This window comes from Peribacillus frigoritolerans (assembly GCF_001636405.1).
Lineage (GTDB): Bacteria > Bacillota > Bacilli > Bacillales > DSM-1321 > Peribacillus > Peribacillus frigoritolerans.
Genome location: NZ_KV440950.1, coordinates 1,032,491 through 1,052,715 on the forward strand (window position 1 = coordinate 1,032,491; position 20,225 = coordinate 1,052,715).

General features: G+C 33.7%; 33 protein-coding genes. 23 read left to right on the top strand and 10 right to left on the bottom strand.

Going from position 1 to position 20,225, the window contains the following annotated elements; all coding sequences use genetic code 11:
• Positions 1-138: 138 nt before the first annotated feature.
• Together A6755_RS05050 and A6755_RS05055 are read left to right on the top strand one after the other, a co-directional pair.
• The gene (locus tag A6755_RS05050) at positions 139-495 is read left to right on the top strand and encodes a hypothetical protein (protein ID WP_134402084.1); all 357 of its coding nucleotides are present in this window, start codon (positions 139-141) and stop codon (positions 493-495) included.
• Positions 496-679: 184 nt separating this feature from the next.
• A complete protein-coding gene (locus tag A6755_RS05055) occupies positions 680-1,153 on the top strand; it encodes a DUF4367 domain-containing protein (RefSeq protein WP_063589945.1) in 474 nt (157 codons plus the stop codon).
• Positions 1,154-1,371: 218 nt separating this feature from the next.
• On the opposite strand, the gene A6755_RS05060 is transcribed toward A6755_RS05055, so the two are convergent.
• The 4 genes from A6755_RS05060 to A6755_RS05070 all read right to left on the bottom strand — a co-directional run bounded on the left by A6755_RS05060 (position 1,372) and on the right by A6755_RS05070 (position 3,334).
• Positions 1,372-1,686 carry a hypothetical protein gene (locus A6755_RS05060; protein ID WP_063589946.1) on the bottom strand — a complete coding sequence of 105 codons (315 nt, stop codon included), beginning with the start codon at positions 1,684-1,686 and terminating at the stop codon, positions 1,372-1,374.
• Positions 1,687-2,120: 434 nt separating this feature from the next.
• Complete coding sequence (locus A6755_RS27500; protein ID WP_244889635.1) at positions 2,121-2,333, bottom strand: ester cyclase; 213 nt, start codon at positions 2,331-2,333, stop codon at positions 2,121-2,123.
• A gap of 53 nt (positions 2,334-2,386) precedes the next feature.
• Positions 2,387-2,524: a nuclear transport factor 2-like protein gene (locus A6755_RS27505; RefSeq protein ID WP_244889636.1), complete on the bottom strand. Its 138-nt coding sequence runs from the start codon at positions 2,522-2,524 to the stop codon at positions 2,387-2,389.
• 48 nt (positions 2,525-2,572) lie between these two features.
• A complete protein-coding gene (locus A6755_RS05070) occupies positions 2,573-3,334 on the bottom strand; it encodes an MBL fold metallo-hydrolase (protein WP_063589948.1) in 762 nt (253 codons plus the stop codon).
• 117 nt (positions 3,335-3,451) lie between these two features.
• Here A6755_RS05070 and A6755_RS05075 point away from each other — a divergent pair, with 117 nt between their 5' ends.
• The 3 genes from A6755_RS05075 (at position 3,452) to A6755_RS05085 (ending at position 5,080) form a co-directional block, all read left to right on the top strand.
• The gene (locus tag A6755_RS05075; protein ID WP_063576585.1) at positions 3,452-3,862 is read left to right on the top strand and encodes an Lrp/AsnC family transcriptional regulator; all 411 of its coding nucleotides are present in this window, start codon (positions 3,452-3,454) and stop codon (positions 3,860-3,862) included.
• A gap of 236 nt (positions 3,863-4,098) precedes the next feature.
• Entirely contained in the window at positions 4,099-4,545 is a 447-nt protein-coding gene (locus A6755_RS05080) for a GyrI-like domain-containing protein (RefSeq protein ID WP_063589949.1), read from the top strand.
• A gap of 115 nt (positions 4,546-4,660) precedes the next feature.
• Positions 4,661-5,080: a VOC family protein gene (locus A6755_RS05085; protein WP_063592439.1), complete on the top strand. Its 420-nt coding sequence runs from the start codon at positions 4,661-4,663 to the stop codon at positions 5,078-5,080.
• A gap of 232 nt (positions 5,081-5,312) precedes the next feature.
• Here the strand turns inward: A6755_RS05085 and A6755_RS05090 are convergent, their stop codons facing one another.
• Positions 5,313-5,558: a hypothetical protein gene (locus A6755_RS05090; protein WP_063589950.1), complete on the bottom strand. Its 246-nt coding sequence runs from the start codon at positions 5,556-5,558 to the stop codon at positions 5,313-5,315.
• Between the two features lie 292 nt (positions 5,559-5,850).
• Here A6755_RS05090 and A6755_RS05095 point away from each other — a divergent pair, with 292 nt between their 5' ends.
• Positions 5,851-6,237, top strand: a complete 387-nt coding sequence (locus tag A6755_RS05095) for a DUF1259 domain-containing protein (protein ID WP_063589951.1) — start codon at positions 5,851-5,853, stop codon at positions 6,235-6,237.
• A gap of 282 nt (positions 6,238-6,519) precedes the next feature.
• Here A6755_RS05095 and A6755_RS26535 read toward each other — a convergent pair whose 3' ends face one another.
• The gene (locus tag A6755_RS26535) at positions 6,520-6,717 is read right to left on the bottom strand and encodes a hypothetical protein (RefSeq protein ID WP_134402085.1); all 198 of its coding nucleotides are present in this window, start codon (positions 6,715-6,717) and stop codon (positions 6,520-6,522) included.
• Between the two features lie 210 nt (positions 6,718-6,927).
• Between A6755_RS26535 and A6755_RS05105 the strand changes: the two genes are divergently transcribed.
• The 4 genes from A6755_RS05105 (at position 6,928) to A6755_RS05120 (ending at position 9,136) form a co-directional block, all read left to right on the top strand.
• Positions 6,928-7,788 carry a transporter substrate-binding domain-containing protein gene (locus A6755_RS05105; RefSeq protein WP_057279067.1) on the top strand — a complete coding sequence of 287 codons (861 nt, stop codon included), beginning with the start codon at positions 6,928-6,930 and terminating at the stop codon, positions 7,786-7,788.
• A gap of 287 nt (positions 7,789-8,075) precedes the next feature.
• Positions 8,076-8,441, top strand: a complete 366-nt coding sequence (locus A6755_RS05110; RefSeq protein ID WP_034310939.1) for a DUF2089 domain-containing protein — start codon at positions 8,076-8,078, stop codon at positions 8,439-8,441.
• Positions 8,442-8,454: 13 nt separating this feature from the next.
• Positions 8,455-8,844 carry an SHOCT-like domain-containing protein gene (locus A6755_RS05115; RefSeq protein WP_034310941.1) on the top strand — a complete coding sequence of 130 codons (390 nt, stop codon included), beginning with the start codon at positions 8,455-8,457 and terminating at the stop codon, positions 8,842-8,844.
• A 10-nt stretch (positions 8,845-8,854) separates the two neighbouring features.
• Positions 8,855-9,136, top strand: a complete 282-nt coding sequence (locus A6755_RS05120) for a hypothetical protein (RefSeq protein WP_054399329.1) — start codon at positions 8,855-8,857, stop codon at positions 9,134-9,136.
• A gap of 159 nt (positions 9,137-9,295) precedes the next feature.
• Here A6755_RS05120 and A6755_RS26910 read toward each other — a convergent pair whose 3' ends face one another.
• On the bottom strand, positions 9,296-9,454 hold the full coding sequence (locus A6755_RS26910) for a hypothetical protein (protein WP_164468811.1): 159 nt from the start codon (positions 9,452-9,454) through the stop codon (positions 9,296-9,298).
• A gap of 612 nt (positions 9,455-10,066) precedes the next feature.
• Between A6755_RS26910 and A6755_RS05130 the strand changes: the two genes are divergently transcribed.
• The 5 genes from A6755_RS05130 (at position 10,067) to A6755_RS05150 (ending at position 12,977) form a co-directional block, all read left to right on the top strand.
• Complete coding sequence (locus A6755_RS05130; RefSeq protein WP_063589954.1) at positions 10,067-10,741, top strand: VOC family protein; 675 nt, start codon at positions 10,067-10,069, stop codon at positions 10,739-10,741.
• A gap of 64 nt (positions 10,742-10,805) precedes the next feature.
• Positions 10,806-11,258, top strand: coding sequence for a hypothetical protein (locus A6755_RS05135; RefSeq protein WP_063589955.1), 453 nt, complete (start codon positions 10,806-10,808; stop codon positions 11,256-11,258).
• 238 nt (positions 11,259-11,496) lie between these two features.
• A complete protein-coding gene (locus A6755_RS05140) occupies positions 11,497-11,658 on the top strand; it encodes a DUF3953 domain-containing protein (RefSeq protein WP_244889726.1) in 162 nt (53 codons plus the stop codon).
• Between the two features lie 36 nt (positions 11,659-11,694).
• Positions 11,695-12,327, top strand: coding sequence for a DUF3885 domain-containing protein (locus tag A6755_RS05145; RefSeq protein WP_063589956.1), 633 nt, complete (start codon positions 11,695-11,697; stop codon positions 12,325-12,327).
• Between the two features lie 158 nt (positions 12,328-12,485).
• On the top strand, positions 12,486-12,977 hold the full coding sequence (locus tag A6755_RS05150; RefSeq protein WP_063589957.1) for a DUF6584 family protein: 492 nt from the start codon (positions 12,486-12,488) through the stop codon (positions 12,975-12,977).
• A gap of 137 nt (positions 12,978-13,114) precedes the next feature.
• On the opposite strand, the gene A6755_RS05155 is transcribed toward A6755_RS05150, so the two are convergent.
• A complete protein-coding gene (locus A6755_RS05155; RefSeq protein WP_063589958.1) occupies positions 13,115-13,759 on the bottom strand; it encodes a YczE/YyaS/YitT family protein in 645 nt (214 codons plus the stop codon).
• A gap of 106 nt (positions 13,760-13,865) precedes the next feature.
• Here A6755_RS05155 and A6755_RS05160 point away from each other — a divergent pair, with 106 nt between their 5' ends.
• The 7 genes from A6755_RS05160 (at position 13,866) to A6755_RS05185 (ending at position 17,284) form a co-directional block, all read left to right on the top strand.
• Positions 13,866-14,318: a MarR family winged helix-turn-helix transcriptional regulator gene (locus A6755_RS05160; protein ID WP_063589959.1), complete on the top strand. Its 453-nt coding sequence runs from the start codon at positions 13,866-13,868 to the stop codon at positions 14,316-14,318.
• 26 nt (positions 14,319-14,344) lie between these two features.
• Positions 14,345-14,863 (top strand): spermidine/spermine N(1)-acetyltransferase, encoded by a 519-nt coding sequence (paiA, locus tag A6755_RS05165; protein ID WP_034310964.1) that lies wholly within the window; start codon positions 14,345-14,347, stop codon positions 14,861-14,863.
• Between the two features lie 299 nt (positions 14,864-15,162).
• The gene (locus A6755_RS05170) at positions 15,163-15,345 is read left to right on the top strand and encodes a hypothetical protein (protein WP_034310968.1); all 183 of its coding nucleotides are present in this window, start codon (positions 15,163-15,165) and stop codon (positions 15,343-15,345) included.
• A 68-nt stretch (positions 15,346-15,413) separates the two neighbouring features.
• Positions 15,414-15,545, top strand: coding sequence for a DUF6254 family protein (locus A6755_RS27510; RefSeq protein ID WP_221408526.1), 132 nt, complete (start codon positions 15,414-15,416; stop codon positions 15,543-15,545).
• A 196-nt stretch (positions 15,546-15,741) separates the two neighbouring features.
• The gene (locus tag A6755_RS05175; RefSeq protein ID WP_063589960.1) at positions 15,742-16,170 is read left to right on the top strand and encodes a hypothetical protein; all 429 of its coding nucleotides are present in this window, start codon (positions 15,742-15,744) and stop codon (positions 16,168-16,170) included.
• Positions 16,171-16,345: 175 nt separating this feature from the next.
• Positions 16,346-16,654, top strand: a complete 309-nt coding sequence (locus tag A6755_RS05180) for a hypothetical protein (RefSeq protein ID WP_063589961.1) — start codon at positions 16,346-16,348, stop codon at positions 16,652-16,654.
• Between the two features lie 141 nt (positions 16,655-16,795).
• The gene (locus A6755_RS05185; RefSeq protein WP_063589962.1) at positions 16,796-17,284 is read left to right on the top strand and encodes a GNAT family N-acetyltransferase; all 489 of its coding nucleotides are present in this window, start codon (positions 16,796-16,798) and stop codon (positions 17,282-17,284) included.
• 185 nt (positions 17,285-17,469) lie between these two features.
• On the opposite strand, the gene A6755_RS05190 is transcribed toward A6755_RS05185, so the two are convergent.
• On the bottom strand, positions 17,470-18,117 hold the full coding sequence (locus A6755_RS05190; RefSeq protein WP_084737433.1) for a YczE/YyaS/YitT family protein: 648 nt from the start codon (positions 18,115-18,117) through the stop codon (positions 17,470-17,472).
• A gap of 2 nt (positions 18,118-18,119) precedes the next feature.
• Positions 18,120-18,815 (bottom strand): YjjG family noncanonical pyrimidine nucleotidase, encoded by a 696-nt coding sequence (locus A6755_RS05195; RefSeq protein ID WP_063589964.1) that lies wholly within the window; start codon positions 18,813-18,815, stop codon positions 18,120-18,122.
• A gap of 77 nt (positions 18,816-18,892) precedes the next feature.
• Between A6755_RS05195 and yeiL the strand changes: the two genes are divergently transcribed.
• Positions 18,893-19,564, top strand: coding sequence for a transcriptional regulator YeiL (gene yeiL / locus A6755_RS05200; protein WP_084737441.1), 672 nt, complete (start codon positions 18,893-18,895; stop codon positions 19,562-19,564).
• Positions 19,565-20,225: the final 661 nt, after the last annotated feature.

Sequence of the window (20,225 nt, forward strand, 5' to 3'; positions counted from 1 at the left end):
CAAATTTCTGTAGAGTTAAATGTTTGGAAGAAAACCCCCGTATTCAAAATTTATCAAGTTGAATTATAATTTTTATAATAAATAGGGGTTAATCTTGAATTAATGATTCAGGGAAACAGAGGAAAGAGGAAATGGATTATGTTTGTTAATATGTTTTGGACAATTTATTTAGGAATACTTGGTGCTGTTGCTATTGGATATCTTATTAAAGGGAAATATAAGACTTTTCCAGCAAAACTAGATTTTGTAATCTCGATTATTACCTGGATAGGACTTTTTGGTTACGTATCAAATATCCAAATAATAAATACTTCTTTATGGCAAATCGTGTTTTTGGGGGCGTTATTTTGGGACTTAATCTACAGCTTCTTCCTAGCTGACTACGGGGATGAGTTCGAGGGTGTTTCACCTCCAGTCAAATACATCATTATTGCTGTAGTATTTGTACTTTTACTCGGTCCATTGTATTTTGGTCTCTATAAGTACGCATTCTAATTAGAGAAGTATTCTTTTTAGGCAGCTTTTTCTTTATGCAACTATTGGGGCAGGATAGTTGAAGAAGGTATGAAACCATATTGATTTGGGAACCTTTTGAAAAGGAGTGTTATGGGAAATTGGCTTAATTTTTTAGGTTATTTTAATTTGTAGAAACGAATTTTTGATTATTGAGAGGGTAGTTATGAAAAAATTGTGGAAGTACCTTCTTTTAGGAGTAGGTGTTCTTTTAATATGGTTGTTTTTTTATACTGATTTGATTAAATATCCAGTTAGTTTGACAGATATGATGGTCGGTATAAAAGCAGAACCAAATCACATACCTTTCGATTATGAGGAAAGCTATGCAACTATACGTTCGTGTGGGAAAAGATGTGATAACCTTAATATCATTTATGAAGGTTCAAAAGAAAGATTAGTCGTCATCGCTACGAATTATGTAAGTTGGGCTGATGACCCAAAATGGGGTAAAAATACAATCGTACCGGGAACGAATTATTACTACCAAAATAATGATGGAAAACAACTGTTATTTTGGAAGGATGAAAAAGAGGAATTAGAATTGGGACTTGAATACACTGGAGAAAAGTCGTTGCCTAAAGAGGAACTTATAAAAATAGCAAAATCAATTAAAGCTGAAGGTAAGCAATTAGATTAATAATATTTATCCTCAACAATTGATACTGCATAAACGAAAACCCTATTAAGCTAACGGGTGCTTTACTTCATTAAGGGAGGTTGCTGAGGCAGCCTTTTTCTAATGGCACTGATGGGGCAGGATAATTCAGTAACGTCGCATAAGACATATAGTGTACAAATAAAAAAAGACAGTGAACCACGCTGCCTCTTTTTGTATGGGTTAAAGAAAACGAAGAATTATTTCATCTTATCTAGTGAAATTATTCTATGTTTTAATTCTGAATTCATATCTAAAACACCTATCACAATTTGATTATCTTCCGTCAATGTTATGTATCTGAAATAATCATCATCAGAAATCAACAAATCGGTGTCATTCGTCGTTTTTTCCATTTTGGCAAATACATCTACTGTGTACTCAAGGTGAAAAAAATCATCAAATCCCTTGCTTGAGCTACCTACCCAGGTATACAGAAAATCTTTCAGTGTGATTTGTTCAATTCCCGATAATTGTTTCTTGAATTTTAACTTATCAACTGTTACGTTTATCATCTTTCATCACTCCTTAACGAGTCTTAATTATATATATTGAAGTCTCCTCCAACAATGCTATTTGCGTAACAATCCGTTTACAGTTTAGTAACTTGGTTCGTTAGATCAAGATCGGAGCTGTCTTTAAAAGGCAGCTTTTTCTTTATGCAACTATCAGGGCAGAATAGTAGTATAAGATATATTAATAAGTAGGCTGATTCAAGGAGGAATTGTGCACTTTTTTGTTGCAAGTAAATTAAACAAACTGATGTTTAAATAATTCAAAAAAGAAAACGACATTAGGGCTGGCTGGACACACAGAGTACGGACTAACACGGTAGTTATTATTTAATTACCACATCGATAGCTTTCAGAATAATAAAAAAGACCCTTAAAGGGTCTGATTAGCTAAATTGACTAATTAAGAAATTATCACATAGTTATCTTTTAAGGAGTTAGGAGTTAAGTTGCCGGAGAATATCATGCTTATCAACAGATCTTTTCTCAATGATTTTGCCGTCAGCAATTCGTAAAAGCATCATAAGAGAAAATTTAACGTTTTTTCCTGTTGCGGAGGCACCATGAAATGGAATACCTGTATGCGTACCTTCAAATGTGAAATAAATGGCTACTTGATCTCCTTCAGCCACCATAGAGTTAATCTGCATTTTGAAGCCTGGGAAAGCATCAAAGTTTTTCTTTTCTGATTCGATAAGACCTTTTACGCCATAAAACGCGTATCAACTTGTGGATAAAATACAAAGTCTTGATGGCAGAAATCTTTAAGTGCCTCATAGTTCTCTTGTTCAATTGCTTCATAAAAACTACGAATTAATTTTTTATTTGTTTCAACTGACATGATGATCTCTCCTCTCGTTCAACATGAAACCTAAATGTTTTGTCTGTTTTAAAATGTATATGATTCGCCATCCTCTGGCACTAAAACAGTAGAGGAGATTTCTTTTTCATCAATAAAGCTTTTTAATTCTTTTTTTGATAAGTTCCAGTGATTGACGGCTTCCATGTGGCTCACAATAATTTTTGCATTAGGGGCAGCCTTGTACACTTCATAGATATCTTCTTTCCCCATGATAAGAGAACCACCTTCAAAGAATTGATTATCTCCACCATTTACAGCAATGATTTCTGGTTTATTTGTACTGATCACTTCTTGGACCGCGTCATACCATACCGTATCACCAGCTACATATAACGTTTTTTCACTTGGGTGTCTGAAGACAACGCCACATACTAAACCAGCAAGTTTTAAGATTTCTCCTCTTCCGTGTTCACCTTTTGTTTTAATTAATTGGATACCTTCAAAGACTGTATCTTCCTGTAGCACTTCTACATTTTGGAAACCAACGTTTCCCACTTCTGTAGCGTCTTCTTCATTTTGTACAAACATTTTGATTTCTTTTGGCAATATTTTTTGGGCCGCCTCATCAAAGTGGTCTAAATGTAGATGAGTGACAATAACAGCATCTATATTCTGAATAATATTTTCAATCGATGTTGGTAAACTAACTAAAGGATTATTTTGATCTTGTCTTGGTGAATTTGGGAACGGTGGGTACGTACCTTTCTCAGCTAACATGGGATCTATTAAAAACTTTTTGCCTGCATATTCGACAACAAGTGTTGCATTTCGAATTTGTTTGATTTTCATCTTTATCGCTCCTTTTCTTTAATCTACGTATAGTTTATACTATGGCCAATTAGCAAATACATAGATAAAATCAAGTCTTTCGGGTATTTGACTTGATAAATGAAAGGATTTGAATAAATGTTAGATAATACGGATATGGGTATCTTACATGAACTATCTAAAAACAGTCGAATCACGATGAAAGAATTGGGGGAGAAAGTCCATTTGACCGGTCAAGCAGCTGCATCCAGAGTTGCCAAATTAGAAGATAATGGAGTGATTGAGGGGTATTCCATTAAAGTTAATCAAGTTAAATTAGGTTGTTTTATCCATGCTTTTATTACAATCATTACACAAAGCACTTATCACCAACCTTATCTGTCGTTCGTAAAAACACAAGAACAATACATCATAAATAACTATAAAATCAGTGGAGATGGCTGTTATCTTCTTGAATGCAAATTTCCATCAAATGAACTTCTAAATCAATTTTTGGAAGACTTAAACGAGCATGTAAATTATAAATTATCGATTGTTATTAATAAATAGTGTATATGGGTAGTTTGTGAACAAATATACTTAAACTAACGGGTGCGTCAGCTGAAGATTGGAGCTGTCTTTAAGGCAGCTTTTTCTTTATGCAATTAACGGAGCAGTTTAGTTTAATAACAGTTGAATAAACCAGTATGAAATCCTTACTTCTATGCAGGAAGTAAGGGTTTTTTGTTGAATGATTAAATTAGAATATTATGGAATTTCTATATGATTGAGTAGGAGGGATTAAAATGTCCTTTAAGAAGGTTAAGAAAGAATTTAAGCTTGTTGGATTAAAAGGTTGTGGGGAGTTTGTTAACTTTGGTAATGAAGTCCCATTGCTTGCAAAGCAACTTTTAAGTCGCTCAAACGAAATCCTAAATTCAATAGAAACTGAAATTGCATTATTTGAACCTAAAAAGAATGAGGAACATAGGATAGGTCATTATTATATAGGGCTAGTCGTAAGTGAGAAATTAAATGAAGTACCATCAGGAATGGATTATATTGAAACGGTTAAAAGTTACGTAACAACAAGAGGAAATATTTCGAATTTGAGAGTGCTTCATTTGAATTTATTGAATTGGGCAGAAGAACAAGATTATCAAAGAGATCTTGATTCTTATATAATAGAGACCTATCACCCTATGGTGGAAGGAGAAGAAGAGGTACAGATTTACTTACCAATTCAGGCTTAAAAGTGATAAATCAAAAACTTCTTCAACATACAGAGAGTTTAGTTGAATAAAGTAACATTAATAAAAAGGGGAAATATGTATAAGGTATAGAAAGGAATATTGAAAGTTATTGAAGATGAGGGAAAAACTATTAAGAGTAGGAACTACTTATATCCCAGTCACCAATGTTGAACTTTCTACAGAATGGTATGTAATTAATTTAGGTGCTGAGTTAAGTTATAAGGATGATGATAAAGCTATTCTTAACCTTGCAAATCAAAGCATCTTCTTAGTTAAATCAAATATGGACCAAACCTCAAATTTCTATGATGTTTATGGTCAGGAACGTTTCTCGATGACATTTGAAGTTAATGGATTAAGTGCATTAGAATCGTTACATAATGAATTTGTTAATAAAGAAATGAGAGTTGGAGAAATTGAAGATAGGGGACACTCAGGAAGGAACTTTGTTTTCTTCGATCTAGATGGAAACAAATTCGATGTTTGGAGTGAATTAAGTCCAAGTTTCAAAGACAAATTCTTAATTAACCAATAAAAATATCTTGGTGCAATAATCGAAAAAGATTATTGCATTTTTTTCTTTTTATGGTGGTATTCCTATATTAGTTGAAGATAAATTTAAAAGATAATTCTGTTAAACATTTCACTTAAACTAACGGGTGCGTTAGCTGAATAACGGAGCTGTCTTAAGGCAGCTTGTTTTTATGCAACTATCTGGGTAGGTTAGTTCCATAAGCGTTGTGTACTCGAATTACCAAGGGCTTAGTTTAATTATTTTTACCCAACTTCTCGTTACCCCGTTTAAAGTTACCCGTAATTTTAGCTAACAATAACTGTAGTTCTGTTATATTATCTTCAACTTCATTGATTCTTTCTATAAGACGCAGTGCCTCACTATCCTTTAAAAATTTAATTTGTTTACCTTTGTAATAGATTACTACTGTTCCATTTTTCGTTATTCGATAAGTAAATGGTTCTTCACTTAATCTGTTTCGTTTGTCTATATCGCTCACTGCACCGTCTCCCTACTCATTATAGTTCAAAGATTATATTCAAAAAGGCAGTTGATTTTCCTGTTTTATTTAAATATTTTTATTCACAGTCTGTGTCAAATCTGCGATAAGTCTTATAGAACTAACGGGTGTTCGTTAATTAGTGAGCTGTGACGATCGGCCCTTTTCTTACAGGATAGTCTGAATAAGATATGAGTAATCAGCATAATTCTTATTTCAAAATAGATATATATCCGTTTCGGATCTATTCATTAGTTCATATCCTATTAATACTAGGGAGGAGATGAATAGATTGGCATCTAATGATGAATTGATTTGTCAAAAGTTTGCTAAGATTATCGGCGGCCAAGAAGGATTTGCGGGTGGCAAATGTGTGGCAACCATAAATCGAAATGAACTCAAAGTGAAAATTTTAGGGAAACGTTTTAGAGTAACTTCTTCTTTCTCATTTGAATCCAGAGATAATCATACTGGACGGGCATTGTGCCTAGGCAGGGTAGCACTCTTGCAAAAAGAAGTCGAGAATTTTGTTGCTTCCATTCTTAAACAAGGAATAATAGTTTCATCCATACACAATGAGTGGCTTTTCGATAAACCGAATTTGGTTTACGTTAATATCGAAGCTGTTGATGATCCATTAGTTTTTGCAAAGAAAGTCAGAAAAGCGCTACGGAACTAACGTATTTCCCCAAATTGGTAAACTGGAGCTGGCATAAACACGGTAATAAACGAGTTTTGTTGAACGAAGGGTGCGTTAGCTGCTGGCTGGGGCTGTCCTTAAGACAGCCTTTTGTTATGGAACCATCGGGGCAGGATAGTGGAAGAAGGAATTTATTGATCAGCTAAAGAATAGTATTCGGTAAAGGTTGATCTTAATGATTAAACAAACCTAATATCAGGAGGGAAAAATGGTTGATAATAGTTATGAGAAACAACATTTGAAAAAACTCAGGATTTTTATTTATATCACGATAGCATTAATATTTTCAATGATATTTCTATTTATTAGCATTTTTCTTTTGTTTTTTTCTATGTCAGGCATTTTAGACTTTGTGTATTTTACACCCCAAATAGCCATTTTCTCATTCTTGATTTCTATTATATTTTCTGTTTTAGCTATAAAAAATCTCTTTGGTAAGATTTTGTTAGCATTAAACATATTTCTCATGCTATTTATGATTTTTTATGGTCCATAACTAGATACCATTAAATGAGGACTGCACATTTTAGATATGACTAATATGTGTAGTCCTTTTTCTATCAATTGTGGAAAAATGTTTGTTTTTTGAAGGTGATTCTCTTATTTTGTTGTATTTTTACTAATTGATAGGTTCATTCAAAATACAGTAAAAAAACGGAGGGAAATCACATGTTTAACAATTGGAAAAAAACACTGATGGCTGGAGTGATCAGCTTATCCTTGCTAGGTACTGGGTATGTCAGTCATGACCTGATCTCCTCGCAAAACGTCTCGGCTGAACCGGCAGCTAATAATGCACCAGGGCATTTGAAAAAAGCGGAGTCTTCCCAGCTTGATGAAATTATCAAACGTGGATACATCCGGGTAGGAATGACGGGGGACTACAAACCATTTACCTATTTGAACCCGGAAACGAATGAGTATGAAGGCTTTGACGCGGACGCTGCCAAAGAGCTTGGCAAAGATCTTGGTGTAGAGGTGAAATTTGTCGCGACCACATGGCCTACGATGATGAAAGACCTGCAAGCGGACAAATTTGATATCGCTGTGGGCGGTGTGACCCGCAACACTGCCAGACAAAAAAGCGCTTATGTGTCCCAAGGTTACCTTTCATTCGGTAAGGTGCCTTTGATTCGCAAGGAAGATAAAGACAAGTATCTGACCATTGAAGATATCAACAAGCCTTCTGTGCGCATTGGCGTAAACCCAGGCGGAACAAACGAAGAATTTGTCCGTCAGTATCTAAGCGATGCTAACATAACGGTTGTAGAAAACAACCTTGATATCCCACATCTTGTAGCAGAAGGTACGTATGATGTTATGATCACTGACACAGTAGAAGCAATGCTGTATGCAAAAGCTGATTCAAGATTGCATGCGGCTCAAACCGACAAGCCTTTCACAAACAGTGAAAAAGGTTATATGATCCCAAGAGGTGATTTCATTTATGCAAGCTACTTGGAAATGTGGATGGATGAAATGAAGCTCCAGGGTAAATTTGATGCCCTCTACAAAAAGTGGGTGGAATAGAATATTGAGGTGCTGCCCATTTATTGCAACACCTGTGTTAGTACCTTAAAAAAGGCCATCATTTGAAAACAAGCGTAACCCCGTTTAAACTTTGGGCGGGGTTACGCTTGTTCAATTTGACCATTATGGTAAATATAATACTTGGGTTGAATATATAAAATCAATAATGTTAAATAACAAATTAATATTATTGATTTTTTTGGTTTAATAATTTAATTTTAGTATTTATATTTTTGATTTATTGTTATATAATCGATTCAACTAAAAGGGAGGAATTGCATTCCATTATGGCTTATAAAGTAATCACAGAGTGTCCTGTCTGCAGTAAAACATTGAAAATTACAAAGTTGCAGTGCTCTCATTGCCACACTACGATTGAAAATGAGTTTGAATTATCTAAGCTGGCATCCTTATCGAAGGATCAGCTTCATTTTGTGGAAGTATTTTTAACATGCAGAGGGAATATCAAAGAAGTTGAAAAGGAGCTGGGGATTTCGTATCCCACGGTTCGCGGCAAGCTAACAGACATCATTTCATCCCTTGGATATGTGCAGAAGAAGAAAAATGAAGTAGACGAGAAAAAGGTTGTCACCATGTTGGAAAATGGCGAAATCACACCAGAAGAAGCCATTAAGCTCTTAAAAGAGGAATAGGGGGGAATTTATCATGAAAGAGGAAATTACAAGAGTGTTAACAATGGTTCAAGAAGGGAAAATTGACGCAGATAAGGGATCTGAACTGATTCAAGTCTTAAAAGAGAAAGAAGAGACAGGTAATAAGCTTTTGGAAAAACCGACAAAATATTTAGATAAAACATTAAAAATTCGTGTTGTATCAGCTGAAAATGATAACGTCACGGTCAACTTGCCTATAAAACTGGTCAAGGTAGTATTAATGGCTGGACACAGCATCGCAGCGAGTATTCCTCAATCGGAAAAATACGTTAAGGATGTAGACATAAGCCTTATTATGGAAGCAATCGAAAACGAATTAGATGGCCAAATTGTTGATATTAAATCGGCAAACGGGGATACCGTTTCAGTCATCATTGATTAGTGAGTTGTTTATGATGCATGTAAAAGTGAAAGCAAAAGACGTTCGGTTTACCATCCCAGTTCCATATGCCATTTTAAATATTGTTATTTCCATTTTATCTTCAAAATTTCTTCAGCAAAATGTAAACAAATGGACAAAAGAGCACTTCGAAAGAAAAAAACTGGACTTTACCTTTCCGCATATAGACAAAAATATGCTAAAGCCTATCGTCAAGGAACTGAAAAATTATAAAGGGATCGTGCTAGTTGATGTCAGAGCTAAGGACGGTACTGAGGTTAAGGTTAGACTATAATTTTATTATAGAATACACCGACCACTGCCTGGCATTTTGAAGGAAAATCCTAATTTCTCACAAAGTTATTTAATTTTAAAAGATTAAACAAGCATAACCCCGTTCTATAGGACGGGGTTAAAAATATGTTGTTGCGCCCGATTGTTGACGGGCGCTTTTTTAATCGCGCATTGCTCCTGCCTCTCGGGAAGTCATTGCACCTTGTCCTTCGCTTACATCTTTTTGAATTTGTTGTTTTACTTTTTGTGCATCAGTTCCGGCAAATTCCGGTTTCATAATGGAGCCCGAGTTCCCTTTAGCTGGTTGATTCTGCTGCATACAATTCCTCCTCAATTTATGTTTAACACTCTTATCATTTACAAAAAGGTTCAAGAGTACTAAATGATTTTAAATGAAGTTCCCAAACTAACACCTTCAACTCATCAGGTATGGTTTCTATATAAATGCTCTAACAAAGTTGATTGGAGAGAAAGGTGCGAGACTCCTGCGGGAAAAGCGAGTCTAGGGGGACCCCGCAGGCGGAAGCCGAGGAGGCTCCCTGACCGCCCGCGGAAAGCGAGTGCCTGTAGCGGAAATCCGCTGCAAATTGTACAAGCCATAAAAAAAACGGGAGGCAAACTCGATTTCTTCAAATTTGTCTACAGTCTCAGCAATTCCTTAATAAGAAATGCTTTTCTTAATGAACTAACAGATGCTTTACTACATTATAAAGGAGCTGTCATCAGCTCCTTTTCGTATGCAGCTAAAGGGGCAGTGCCTGCAAACAATCAATAAGCGAGATTGCAAAAGCAAAAGTGAGTTGGTTTGGGATATGTAGGTAAAAATAGAATAAATTTACTTGGAATGATAATTATGATTTAATCAGAATGTCAGTACGTTTTATAGATGACTTACTTAATAATTAGATATACAAGGAAGGTGTTATTCTCAATGGAAATTAAATCGATTGTTTTACAGACTGAAAATTTAATGCAAATGAAAAATTTCTATATTGGAACGTTAGGTTTTTCTTTAATTAATGAAGATAAGAATAGCTTCCGAATGGGTATTGGTACAGGTGAAATGGAGTTTACAACAAAAGAAGTAAAAGGTGACCCCTATTATCACTTTGCTTTTAACATACCGGCTAACAAATTTAATGAGGCAAAATCATGGGCAAAAGAAAGAGTGAGTTTACTTGTTGAAGATGGGGAAGATGAAGCTGATTTTGCACATTTACCTGCCCATGCTCTATATTTCTATGATCCTTCTGGTAATATAGTAGAATTTATTTCAAGATATGAAATTGCTGAAGATAGTATGGAGCCTTTTTCGGTTAAAAGCATTTTAAACATAAGTGAAATAGGTTTAATTGTAGAAGACACTATAAGTGTGAGCGAAAAATTAAAGGAAATTGGTGTGTACGAGCGCGACAATCATACAATAAGTAAAAAATCCCTTAATTTCATGGGTGAAAGAAGGAATGGAGTATTTATTATATTAGCCCAAACTGGGAGAAGGTGGATATTCTCTGATAAAACATCTGCCATATATCCTCTTGAGATTACATTAATAAATAACAATAAAATAATCATCAATTCCGATAATGAATTTCAGATATATTGAGACAGGTGAAAAATTTTCTTGATTTAGTGAGTGTATGGTTTTGATTCTTATAGGGGGAAAGGCAATGATGAAAAAAGTTTGTATGTTACTTATATTTGTTTCTGTACTTTTATTTGGGTGTAGTAATGAAAAACAAGATCTGAAAGAAGACCCTGGGCTTTATGAATCCGAAAAGATAGAAGTATCGTCAGAAGAAAATCCAGAATTGGTTTTAAGCGTTATAGACAATCAAGATGAAGTAGGTGAATTTGTTAATACACTTGAAGTTGATAATTGGCGAATTGTAGATACTCCTCCAAATTCAACTAAAGGGTATATTTATAAGATGTACCAAGAAGATACAGTCAAACTTGGAGAGCCAAATACAGATGAAAAGGGACTTAAACAAATCGCTACAATTATTACATATAAAGAAAGCCCTTATATCGAACTTAGAACCAAGAAACTGGATTTGTATTTTAAAGTTCCAAAAAATGTAGCGGAATACCTATCTAATAAAGAGAACCAAAAACATTGACCATACAACAATTTCGTCAACAGAATGTTATTTCTTTTTATTGAATGAAATTAACTGGTAATAGGTAGCTTTTTCTTATGGAGGGGTAGGATAGTAGAATTAGTATGCCAATAAAATTGTACAGAACTTAATAGGGGGAAATATTTTCTTGAAAATGGTTTGAGTTATATTAGCAATGGTTGTTATTGTTCTAACAGGATATAATCGAATAACTGAAACCGAGTTAATGCCGTATTATATGTTTTTCCTAGGGGCACTTATATTGGTGACAGGATTATCCGAACTTCAAAAAGACAGAAAAGGCTTTTGGGGATATATGAACATTGTTATCTCTTTATTTATTTTCTTTGTTTCCATACAGGGTTTCTTACTGAACTATCGGGGCAGGTTGGTTCCTTAAGGAATGGTACAATGAAGGAAAATAACGAGGTGCAAAATGCTTTTAAACGACTTTATGAATGATAATTTCCCGAACTTAGAACTTAGGCCAGCCTTGTTTTATAGTTGGGAAATTGGTATCCGATTTGAATTAGGTGTGGACTATGATAGAGATAATGATTATGAAAATAGCCCATATATACAAGGAGTATATAAAAGGGCTATCACTTTATTTAAGTCCTTGCATTCTCTTAACGATGATATGTATATAGTAATTGACGTAAACGATCATGCAGATGGTTATAAACATAAATCAAAAACTTTTCCTCGTTATATTAAAGAGAAATCGGTCTTATATGGGTTAAACCAAAAAACAATTCCTTATATTTTTCCTGACGATGATGAAGGAACATATAAAACACATAGATTTACTTTAAAATGTAAAACATCTGACTTCAAATACATTCCTATGTTAAAAGCAATCTGCAATAATGATATGGGTATAAAACCAAGTATTTTTAATAGAGTCTATTTTATCAACATCAACAGGAAAACTATATTTCACGTTTATGATGACAGGGGTTGTGATTTATTGGCGACCACACCCGAAACAATAAGGGATGTTTATGACAAATACAACGATTGGATATTGGATTACGACAGAAATGAAATAGAAGAGATATTCAAATAATGGATGTCTTTGGTGAAATATCAGTGCGTTAGCTGAAGATCGTAGCTGTCTTTAAGGCAGCTTTTTCTTATGGCAGAAAGGGGCAGGATGTTGGAGAAGGAACTATTTTGAACGATCTAGAAATAAAGAATATAAAGAAAAGATAATGGGGTGTTTATATAGAAAAGATACCTGTTAACACGATTAAGAAGATAGAAGAGGACATTGAAAAAAATGATTTAGGGAAAGCAAGGGATAGGCTACACGGGTTAATTTCGACCTATCCTAATGAGTTAGAACTGCGCAGAAAGCTGGGGGACATCTATTTTGCATTGAAATACCCTTCAATGGCAGGTCGTTACTGGTATTTAGAGAAGAATAAGACATCAGAGATGGTAAAAGCGTGTATTTTGTTCGAAAAATCTATGGGAAACGATCCTTTCAGAATAGCACGAGCTCTGAAATTTAAAGGTGATAGTGAAATTTTAATAGAACTGGAATTGGATCAGGTAATTTCACCTATACAAAATAAAGTGAAAGAGAGTCTGCTGGAACAACCTGACGATGTATTGAAAGATAATTTGGTTAGTTTGGGTTGCTTCTCAATAATCATATTAACAATTCTCTTTGCATTAATCGGAGTTTACGCTCTGTTCACCTGGATTTTTTGATCCGTAATCTTGCTTTATAAAAGAGTTTTATAGTACTTGTTCTTTACCTAACGGGTGCGTTACTTTTAAAATCTGGCTGCCATCGCTGGCAGTCTTTATAGGGGCAGGTTAATTGAGCAATAAAGATAAAAATCATTCTATATTGAATGTTTTTTATCTTTATCATTATTCGGTGATGTACTAGGGTGTGTTAATATGCGGTCTAATATTTTTTCAGTAAATGGCATAAAGTAATTGAGTATTAGCCCACCTAAACAAACGGTTAATAAAGTTCCAACGCCAATTGGTCCATTTGATATCATTGCCATTATCAAGAATGCGAGGTAAATGGCTGTTCTCGAAAAAAATATATTTGTTTTCGTTAATTCTTGTATGATTAATGTTAATCGGTCAACTGGAATCGGTGCAAAATTTGTGTGTAAATATGTTGCCGTTCCTAATCCTATAACGACCAAGCCGATTCCAAAACAAATAACTTTGCTGTACCATAGTTCAGGTGTTATCAAATTGTGCAATAAAAAAAGCCACATATCAATCCCGATACCCGTTATAAATGCTGTTAATAACCCCAAAACTTCTGGTCTTTGCCTTTTTAAAAATGAATTAAAACATATCAAGATCAAAGCTATTATGATTTCCCAACTTCCCACAGTAAGCCCCGCATTTATGGATAGTCCCACCAAAAGTGCATCAAAAGGTGAAGTCCCAAGATCTGATTGTATAGTGAAAGAAATACCAAGGGTTAATATTAAAATTCCTAATACATAAAAAACATATTTCACTATACCGCCCCCCTTTTTTTGTTGCAAACGCAACAAAATTACGTTAAATTTAATATAGGTTATTTTTATTGCATTTGCAACAAAAATATGTGTTAAGGAGTTCATTATGAAGGAAATTCTTCGTGAAATTGGAATGATAGCAAGGGCATTAGATTCCATAAGCAATATCGAATTTAAAGAACATAACCTTACAAAAGGGCAGTATTTGTACCTTGTGCGAATATGTGAAAATCCAGGAATGATTCAGGAAAAGTTAGCTGAGATGATAAAAGTAGATCGAACAACAGCAGCTCGTGCTATAAAAAAACTTGAAATCAATGGCTTTATTGAAAAGAAAGAAGATAAACACAACAAAAAAATTAAAAAGCTCTTTCCAACGGAGAAAGGAAAAAGTATTTATCCTTTTATAAAAAGAGAAAATGATTATTCCAATACCGTTGCATTAGAGGGACTTTCGGAAAGAGAAGTAGAAATCATTTCCGATCTTCTTCAAAGAGTAAGAAAAAATGTAGAGAAAGACTGGGAATTTGTAAAAAAGGGAAACAAGAGAAATTATTGATTATTATAAAGGAGCGGCATATTTAAATGACTACAAATATTAAAAAGTGTACCCTAGACGATTCGCGCATTCTTCAAGAAATTAGTTATGAAACATTTAATGAGACATTTAAGCATCAGAATTCACCCGAAAATATGAATGCCTATTTGGAAAGGGCATTTAACTTAAACCAATTAGAAAAAGAATTAGCCAATATTTCTTCGCAATTCTTTTTTGTTTATTTTAATAATGAAGTCGCAGGATATTTAAAGGTCAATACCAATGATGCTCAGACTGAAGAAATGGGTGATGATTCACTTGAAGTCGAGCGGATTTATATAAAGAACAAATACCAAAAACATGGGCTTGGTAAATATCTGCTAAATAAAGCAATGGACATGGCGATGGAACGTAATAAAAAGAAAATCTGGCTGGGCGTATGGGAAAAAAATGAAAACGCCATTGGTTTTTATAAGAAAATTGGGTTTGTTCAAACTGGAGCCCATTCTTTTTATATGGGTGATGAAGAACAAACGGACTTTATAATGACCAAAACAATCATATAACTTATCTTGAAAGGTACATCATTCATAAATACAAAATGAAGGAAATCCAAATTCGAAACAAATGGCAGAGCTGATGATGGAAAAGAGAGTAAAAAACCACCTATAAGCCCAAAATTATTTAACCCTCAAATTCAATAATTTTTGGATGGTACTGCACGAGCGGTTAAATACGAATTCGAACGCATTATTCACTTTATTATTTACCCGAATTACATGACGGATACATGCTACTGCCGGTTTTATTCGGAGTATATTTCTTCTTTCAGATCTCATACTAAAGATAAGAAGGAGGGGTATACATGGCAAAACGAACAAAGAAAAATGATGCAGATCAAAAAAACAAACAAGGGTTTGATTCAAGCAAAACCGATTCTGAATTCTCTAAAGAATTCGGCAGTGCAAATGCCAATCAAGCACATAAAAATAAAGCAAAAAAAGAAAAAGCATCTAAAAATCAAGGTGAGTGGAAAGGCATGCATTGATGCCTGCTCGAGTACGCTTATCGTGCTTCAAACTTTTTACTTAACTTTATGTAAAGGAGCTTATTTAGATGACTCAATCTAAGCGACAACAAGAACGCCAATGGAAGGATCGTAAACAATCTCAGAATCCACATGGTAAGGTCCCTTCATTTGAACAATTAGCTGAAGATACGGGCAAAAATGAATCTGAAACTAAGTAAAACGGTTCTCTTTTCGTTACTTAAAGGCCATAATCATCGATGATTATGGTCTTTTTGGTTATATACGAGCTGGCTTTTTTATGGGGTGTCATCCCCTTAAGTAGATACTGTAAAAGACAAAGACTACATAAAAATGCGGAGTATTACAAAACCTTTCAGTAAGGAGTTTTTTGGAAGGGGGGGAAAGATCAGATATATGTTTTCATTACGGGGAGATGCTCATAAAATTTATCTTCAATTAAAAAAAGCTTCATACAAAGACCGATCTTTCAAAGGGATGAAGAAACTGATTGAAGTGGAAGAAATTCAAAATTTTTATAGTTCGATTGATAGCGATACGTTAAAAAAAGTTTATTATTGTATGATAAAAGAGAAAAACGGATCGGGGATCATTCCTATTATAATATCCTCTGGGCCTTGGCTTTTTCTTCTGTTTTCAAATCAATTGCAAGATTTCCTTTTTAAAGATGGGAGTTTGCTTTGGGTAGTCTTTAGTATAATATATATTTCCATTCTTTCGATTAGTGTGTTTCTTCACTTTCATGAAAGATCATGGTCTTTTGTTCATATTGAAATCATTCAAGAAATTTTACATGATCGAAAAGGGATAAGGGATAAGGGATAAGGGATAAGGGATAAGGCCTGAGGTTCCCTCAATTTTTCGGATGATAGTTATCTACAAACTCAGCGATTCTTTAATAAGAATCGCTTTTCTTATTGGACTAATAGGATAGGTTACTTTAACAAAAGTCATGTAAAATATAATAAAAAAGCGTGTAGTAGAGGAGTCAGAAAATAATATGGAATGTTTTTGTGAACAAAAAGAAACATATGAGTTGAAAGTTGAAGGGGATATTGGGGCGGATCCTATATGGTGCAATAAATGTGGTTGTAACTTGGATATAGGTCTAATTTCAAATACGTTAACAAATGAATTGATTGAATGGGATGAAGATAAATTGCTTCCTAATGGGATTGAACTTGAAGAAGAACACAATAAACAAGGCTTAACTTTAACGGATAAAATTAAGAAAGAACTTGAAGGGAAATATAGAATTAAATTTTCACCTTCGACAATGGCAAGAATGTATGCAAATAAAAATCATTAACCCTTATTCCTCGGAGCTGTCTTTAAAGGCAGCTTTTTCTTTATGCAACTAACGGGGCAGGGGAGTTCATGAAGGACAAATGGAAGTTTATATCGAAATTAATGAAGTAAGAGCTTAATAAATCGTAAAAGAGGGATAACGATGACTGTTTCATTCAACCCCGTTTCCAAAGATGAAAAGCATATTCTTCAGAATTTATATTCCCTTTATTTACATGACCTTTCGGAGTTTACCGAGGGTTTAGACATATCAACAGATGGCTTATTTGAATTTGATTCATTTGAATTAATTTGGAAGGAGGAAGGATTAACCCCATACTTTTTGAAAAAAGATATGAAAATTGCAGGGTTTTTATTACTGTTAGAAAGGCCATTTTTAAATAAGGACTATGATTACAGCGTTAATGATATTTTCATTTTGAAAAAATATAGAAGAAAAGGTACTGCAATATCATTATTAAAGGAATTGTTTAAACAAAAAAAAGGTAGTTACTTTGTTGTTCAATTAGCCAATAATATCCCTGCTGTTATATTTTGGATAAAGATTTTCAGTGAGCTAAGTATAGATTTTGAAGAAAAAAAGCAAATTGTCGATAATGAAGAATGTTTGGTTCAATCCTTTCAAATTTAAACAGATAAACAACTGGTGCGTTGGCTGAAGATCAGAGCTGTCTTTTAGGCATTTTCTTTTGGCAACTAAAGGGGCAGGTTAGTGTAATGTAGTGTTACAAAAAAGATTATCATTTAGAATCAAGTTCGAAAATTTTTATTAAAGTTTGATAAAAATAACCTCTTTGAATTCTCCACCGTAAGAGGTTATTTTTTAGTTATGCTATTTTTGGTTTGTGGTTTCTGTTGATAGTTTTTAAATTTCAATCGTGTATATGAAATAATGCCGGACAATAAGAAGAAGCTGATAATCGTTCCTTCACGAATATTGATTGGTAAATTGTATAGTAGTGATATTGTTATTGATAGAATTATGGAGAATAAATCGACACAATATCTGTATTGAGAGAAAGGGCGTTTTGTTAATTCAGCTATTCGTAAACATAAACTTTCAATAGGAAAAGGAATAATATCTAATGATAAAATAATGCCTGTTGTTCCACCGGCTAGTATCGCACCGAAAATAAATAGTCCGATTCTTACTAAATAATTCTCTACGTAAATCGTACCGAAAATAGTATAGAGGAAAAAATTAATAACCATTCCAAAGAACAAGCTGGAAATGAACATCAAAGTGAATTTTCTAAAATCCTTTTTTTCGCATAGGCAGATATAACCGAATAGAAAAATGAGATTTGCAATGAATGTAATTGTGCCAACTTTGATGGAAGTCCATTCAGATATTGATAAATTCATCGCATTAAAACTGCTGACACCAACATCAGCTTTTAATGTAAGACTGATGCCAATAGCACTTACTATATAGAGTAGAATCGATTGAATTACTTTTTTCATGATTATTCCTCTAATAAGTCCATTATTTGCATTAAATTTGGTATCGTATATGTGCTCTTAGGTGAACATGATTTAGGCATGCTTCTCTTAGGGTTAAACCATACACAATCAATTCCGACATTGATAGCTCCTTGAATATCCGATGTTAAACGATCACCTATCATTAAAAATTCTTCTTTACTGCTTGTATGCAGGGCATCAAAAATATAGTAAAAGAAATGGGGATTCGGTTTTTCATAACCAATTTCTTCGGAGATAAAAAGTTGTTCAAAATATCCTTGTAGCTTGGCACCTAATAATCTTTTTCTTTGAGTCTTTCCTACACCGTTTGTTCCAATATATAATTTATAATCTTGCTTACTTAAAGCATTTAATAATTCATGTGCATGGGTGATGGCCTTATGTCCTTGGTTTAAATGCTCACGGTACATAGCTTCAACTTTTGCTCCGTTTTCATCTATTTGAAATTCCTTCAAAAAAAGTGAAAAACGCGTTGTCAGCACTTCTTCACGAGAAATCAAGCCTTCCTCTAATTGATGCCATAATCCATCATTAATGCGCTTATAACATGCAATTGTTTGTTTGTTATAGGGCAACTCGTACAGCGTAATAATTTGTTTTAAAGCCTTTTCTTCTGAATCTTGAAAATCAAGTATCGTATCATCTAAGTCAAAAATAATATGTTTGTATTTGTTCATCCCAATCCACCTCTTGGTAGTAATATATCGAAAGGAACAATATAATAATAGGAGATATCTCATATTGAGGTGGTAAAATGGAAAAAATCAATTTGAAGGATTACGCTGAAAATTTTGTGGATATATATAATGATATTCAAGAAACTTTTCCGAAAGCAGTTTTACATCAGGCTTTTATTTGTAAGTTTTCTTCTAATGAATATATAGTGCGCTTTGATGAAGATATTCAGTACTTATTTTTATTATTGGATGGGCGGGCAAAAATATATATAGTACACGAAAATGGAAAACGTGCGCTGATTCAGTTTCTAAAGAAAGATGATTTTATTGGTGAATTATCCTTGATTGAGGTGGAAAAGAATTTAAAAGATGTTGTGGCTATAAATAACTGCACTTGCTTAGCGGTTCCACTGGCTTCATCGAAAAAGCATCTGTTAAATGACAATCGTTTCCTCCATAATTTATCAAAATATTTAGGTGATAAATTACTTAAAAGAACGGATCATTACACAGATATGCAGGATTATGAGTTCAAAAATCGATTGGCCAAATATATTCTTCAAATAGAAAACGATGGATGCTTTCAAGAGAAGCATACCGAAACAGCAGAATACGTGGGGGGAAGCTATCGACATTTATTATACACACTTAACCAATTCCAAGAAGAAGGATTATTAGAAAAAAAAGGAAGAGGATATTATATCATTAATAAAGAAAAGTTAGAAAGATTAAGTTCAAAAAAGGATTAATTTAGTATGATTTGATAACTTGAAATATAAACAAGTTGTTACACTTTTTATCACAGAAACGAATACCGTATTCGTTTTCAAATTAAAAAATAGCTAATGGAATATTTACTACCACCATTTAAATTTAAAATTAACCAAATCTTTTGCATTTTTTTATTCAACCAAAGTTTTTAACATAGCCTAATAAAATAAAATATTGATAAGATGAATTAATATTCTGTTTGTGATGTCCCTCACTTTAACTAACTAGCGCGTTAGCTGAAGATCGGGGCTGTCTTTAAGGCAGCTTATTCTTTTGGTAACTAACAGGGCAGTTTGGTTGAGTAAGGGCTCAGATGTTTTTTTCTAATTGCTGTTTCTTGTTTATTTGGTATGAGTGCATCTGTAAAAGATTTTGATCCATTAATTGTACAGTGGAAGAAAACAATCCTGAAGAAACTAAACGAATAAAGAAATGCTTGGCGGTACCCCTAGGTGAAAGTTAAAGGATAACATTGTGGTATGTAGCAAATGTGTTGGGGATTATTGGGTATTTATAATTCTTTACTAATCGTTCTAAAAAGGGTATTGTTTAATCATGGTTTGAAATTCATGTGTTTATTTTAGAACGTTCATTCTATAATGGATTATGACGTTTGTTTTTGTTAGTATTGGTTCATGG

Excerpts from the sequence above, each read along its gene's own strand:
- A6755_RS05080 (WP_063589949.1), top strand. The coding sequence starts at position 4,099 with ATGTCCTTTAAGAAGGTTAAGAAAGAATTTAAGCTTGTTGGATTAAAA.
- A6755_RS05055 (WP_063589945.1), top strand. The coding sequence starts at position 680 with ATGAAAAAATTGTGGAAGTACCTTCTTTTAGGAGTAGGTGTTCTTTTA.
- A6755_RS05175 (WP_063589960.1), top strand. The coding sequence starts at position 15,742 with ATGTTTTCATTACGGGGAGATGCTCATAAAATTTATCTTCAATTAAAA.
- A6755_RS05050 (WP_134402084.1), top strand. The coding sequence starts at position 139 with ATGTTTGTTAATATGTTTTGGACAATTTATTTAGGAATACTTGGTGCT.
- A6755_RS26535 (WP_134402085.1), bottom strand. The coding sequence starts at position 6,717 with ATGTTTAATGCTAACAAAATCTTACCAAAGAGATTTTTTATAGCTAAA.
- A6755_RS05185 (WP_063589962.1), top strand. The coding sequence starts at position 16,796 with ATGACTGTTTCATTCAACCCCGTTTCCAAAGATGAAAAGCATATTCTT.
- A6755_RS05085 (WP_063592439.1), top strand. The coding sequence starts at position 4,661 with ATGAGGGAAAAACTATTAAGAGTAGGAACTACTTATATCCCAGTCACC.
- A6755_RS05115 (WP_034310941.1), top strand. The coding sequence starts at position 8,455 with ATGAAAGAGGAAATTACAAGAGTGTTAACAATGGTTCAAGAAGGGAAA.
- A6755_RS05140 (WP_244889726.1), top strand. The coding sequence starts at position 11,497 with ATGTTTTTCCTAGGGGCACTTATATTGGTGACAGGATTATCCGAACTT.
- A6755_RS05070 (WP_063589948.1), bottom strand. The coding sequence starts at position 3,334 with ATGAAAATCAAACAAATTCGAAATGCAACACTTGTTGTCGAATATGCA.
- A6755_RS05120 (WP_054399329.1), top strand. The coding sequence starts at position 8,855 with ATGATGCATGTAAAAGTGAAAGCAAAAGACGTTCGGTTTACCATCCCA.
- A6755_RS05180 (WP_063589961.1), top strand. The coding sequence starts at position 16,346 with ATGGAATGTTTTTGTGAACAAAAAGAAACATATGAGTTGAAAGTTGAA.
- A6755_RS05195 (WP_063589964.1), bottom strand. The coding sequence starts at position 18,815 with ATGAACAAATACAAACATATTATTTTTGACTTAGATGATACGATACTT.
- A6755_RS05190 (WP_084737433.1), bottom strand. The coding sequence starts at position 18,117 with ATGAAAAAAGTAATTCAATCGATTCTACTCTATATAGTAAGTGCTATT.
- paiA (WP_034310964.1), top strand. The coding sequence starts at position 14,345 with ATGACTACAAATATTAAAAAGTGTACCCTAGACGATTCGCGCATTCTT.
- A6755_RS26910 (WP_164468811.1), bottom strand. The coding sequence starts at position 9,454 with ATGCAGCAGAATCAACCAGCTAAAGGGAACTCGGGCTCCATTATGAAA.
- A6755_RS05170 (WP_034310968.1), top strand. The coding sequence starts at position 15,163 with ATGGCAAAACGAACAAAGAAAAATGATGCAGATCAAAAAAACAAACAA.
- A6755_RS05060 (WP_063589946.1), bottom strand. The coding sequence starts at position 1,686 with ATGATAAACGTAACAGTTGATAAGTTAAAATTCAAGAAACAATTATCG.
- A6755_RS27510 (WP_221408526.1), top strand. The coding sequence starts at position 15,414 with ATGACTCAATCTAAGCGACAACAAGAACGCCAATGGAAGGATCGTAAA.
- A6755_RS05135 (WP_063589955.1), top strand. The coding sequence starts at position 10,806 with ATGATGAAAAAAGTTTGTATGTTACTTATATTTGTTTCTGTACTTTTA.
- A6755_RS05075 (WP_063576585.1), top strand. The coding sequence starts at position 3,452 with ATGTTAGATAATACGGATATGGGTATCTTACATGAACTATCTAAAAAC.
- A6755_RS05110 (WP_034310939.1), top strand. The coding sequence starts at position 8,076 with ATGGCTTATAAAGTAATCACAGAGTGTCCTGTCTGCAGTAAAACATTG.
- A6755_RS05145 (WP_063589956.1), top strand. The coding sequence starts at position 11,695 with ATGCTTTTAAACGACTTTATGAATGATAATTTCCCGAACTTAGAACTT.
- A6755_RS05160 (WP_063589959.1), top strand. The coding sequence starts at position 13,866 with ATGAAGGAAATTCTTCGTGAAATTGGAATGATAGCAAGGGCATTAGAT.
- A6755_RS05130 (WP_063589954.1), top strand. The coding sequence starts at position 10,067 with ATGGAAATTAAATCGATTGTTTTACAGACTGAAAATTTAATGCAAATG.
- A6755_RS05105 (WP_057279067.1), top strand. The coding sequence starts at position 6,928 with ATGTTTAACAATTGGAAAAAAACACTGATGGCTGGAGTGATCAGCTTA.
- A6755_RS27500 (WP_244889635.1), bottom strand. The coding sequence starts at position 2,333 with ATGCAGATTAACTCTATGGTGGCTGAAGGAGATCAAGTAGCCATTTAT.
- yeiL (WP_084737441.1), top strand. The coding sequence starts at position 18,893 with ATGGAAAAAATCAATTTGAAGGATTACGCTGAAAATTTTGTGGATATA.
- A6755_RS27505 (WP_244889636.1), bottom strand. The coding sequence starts at position 2,524 with ATGTCAGTTGAAACAAATAAAAAATTAATTCGTAGTTTTTATGAAGCA.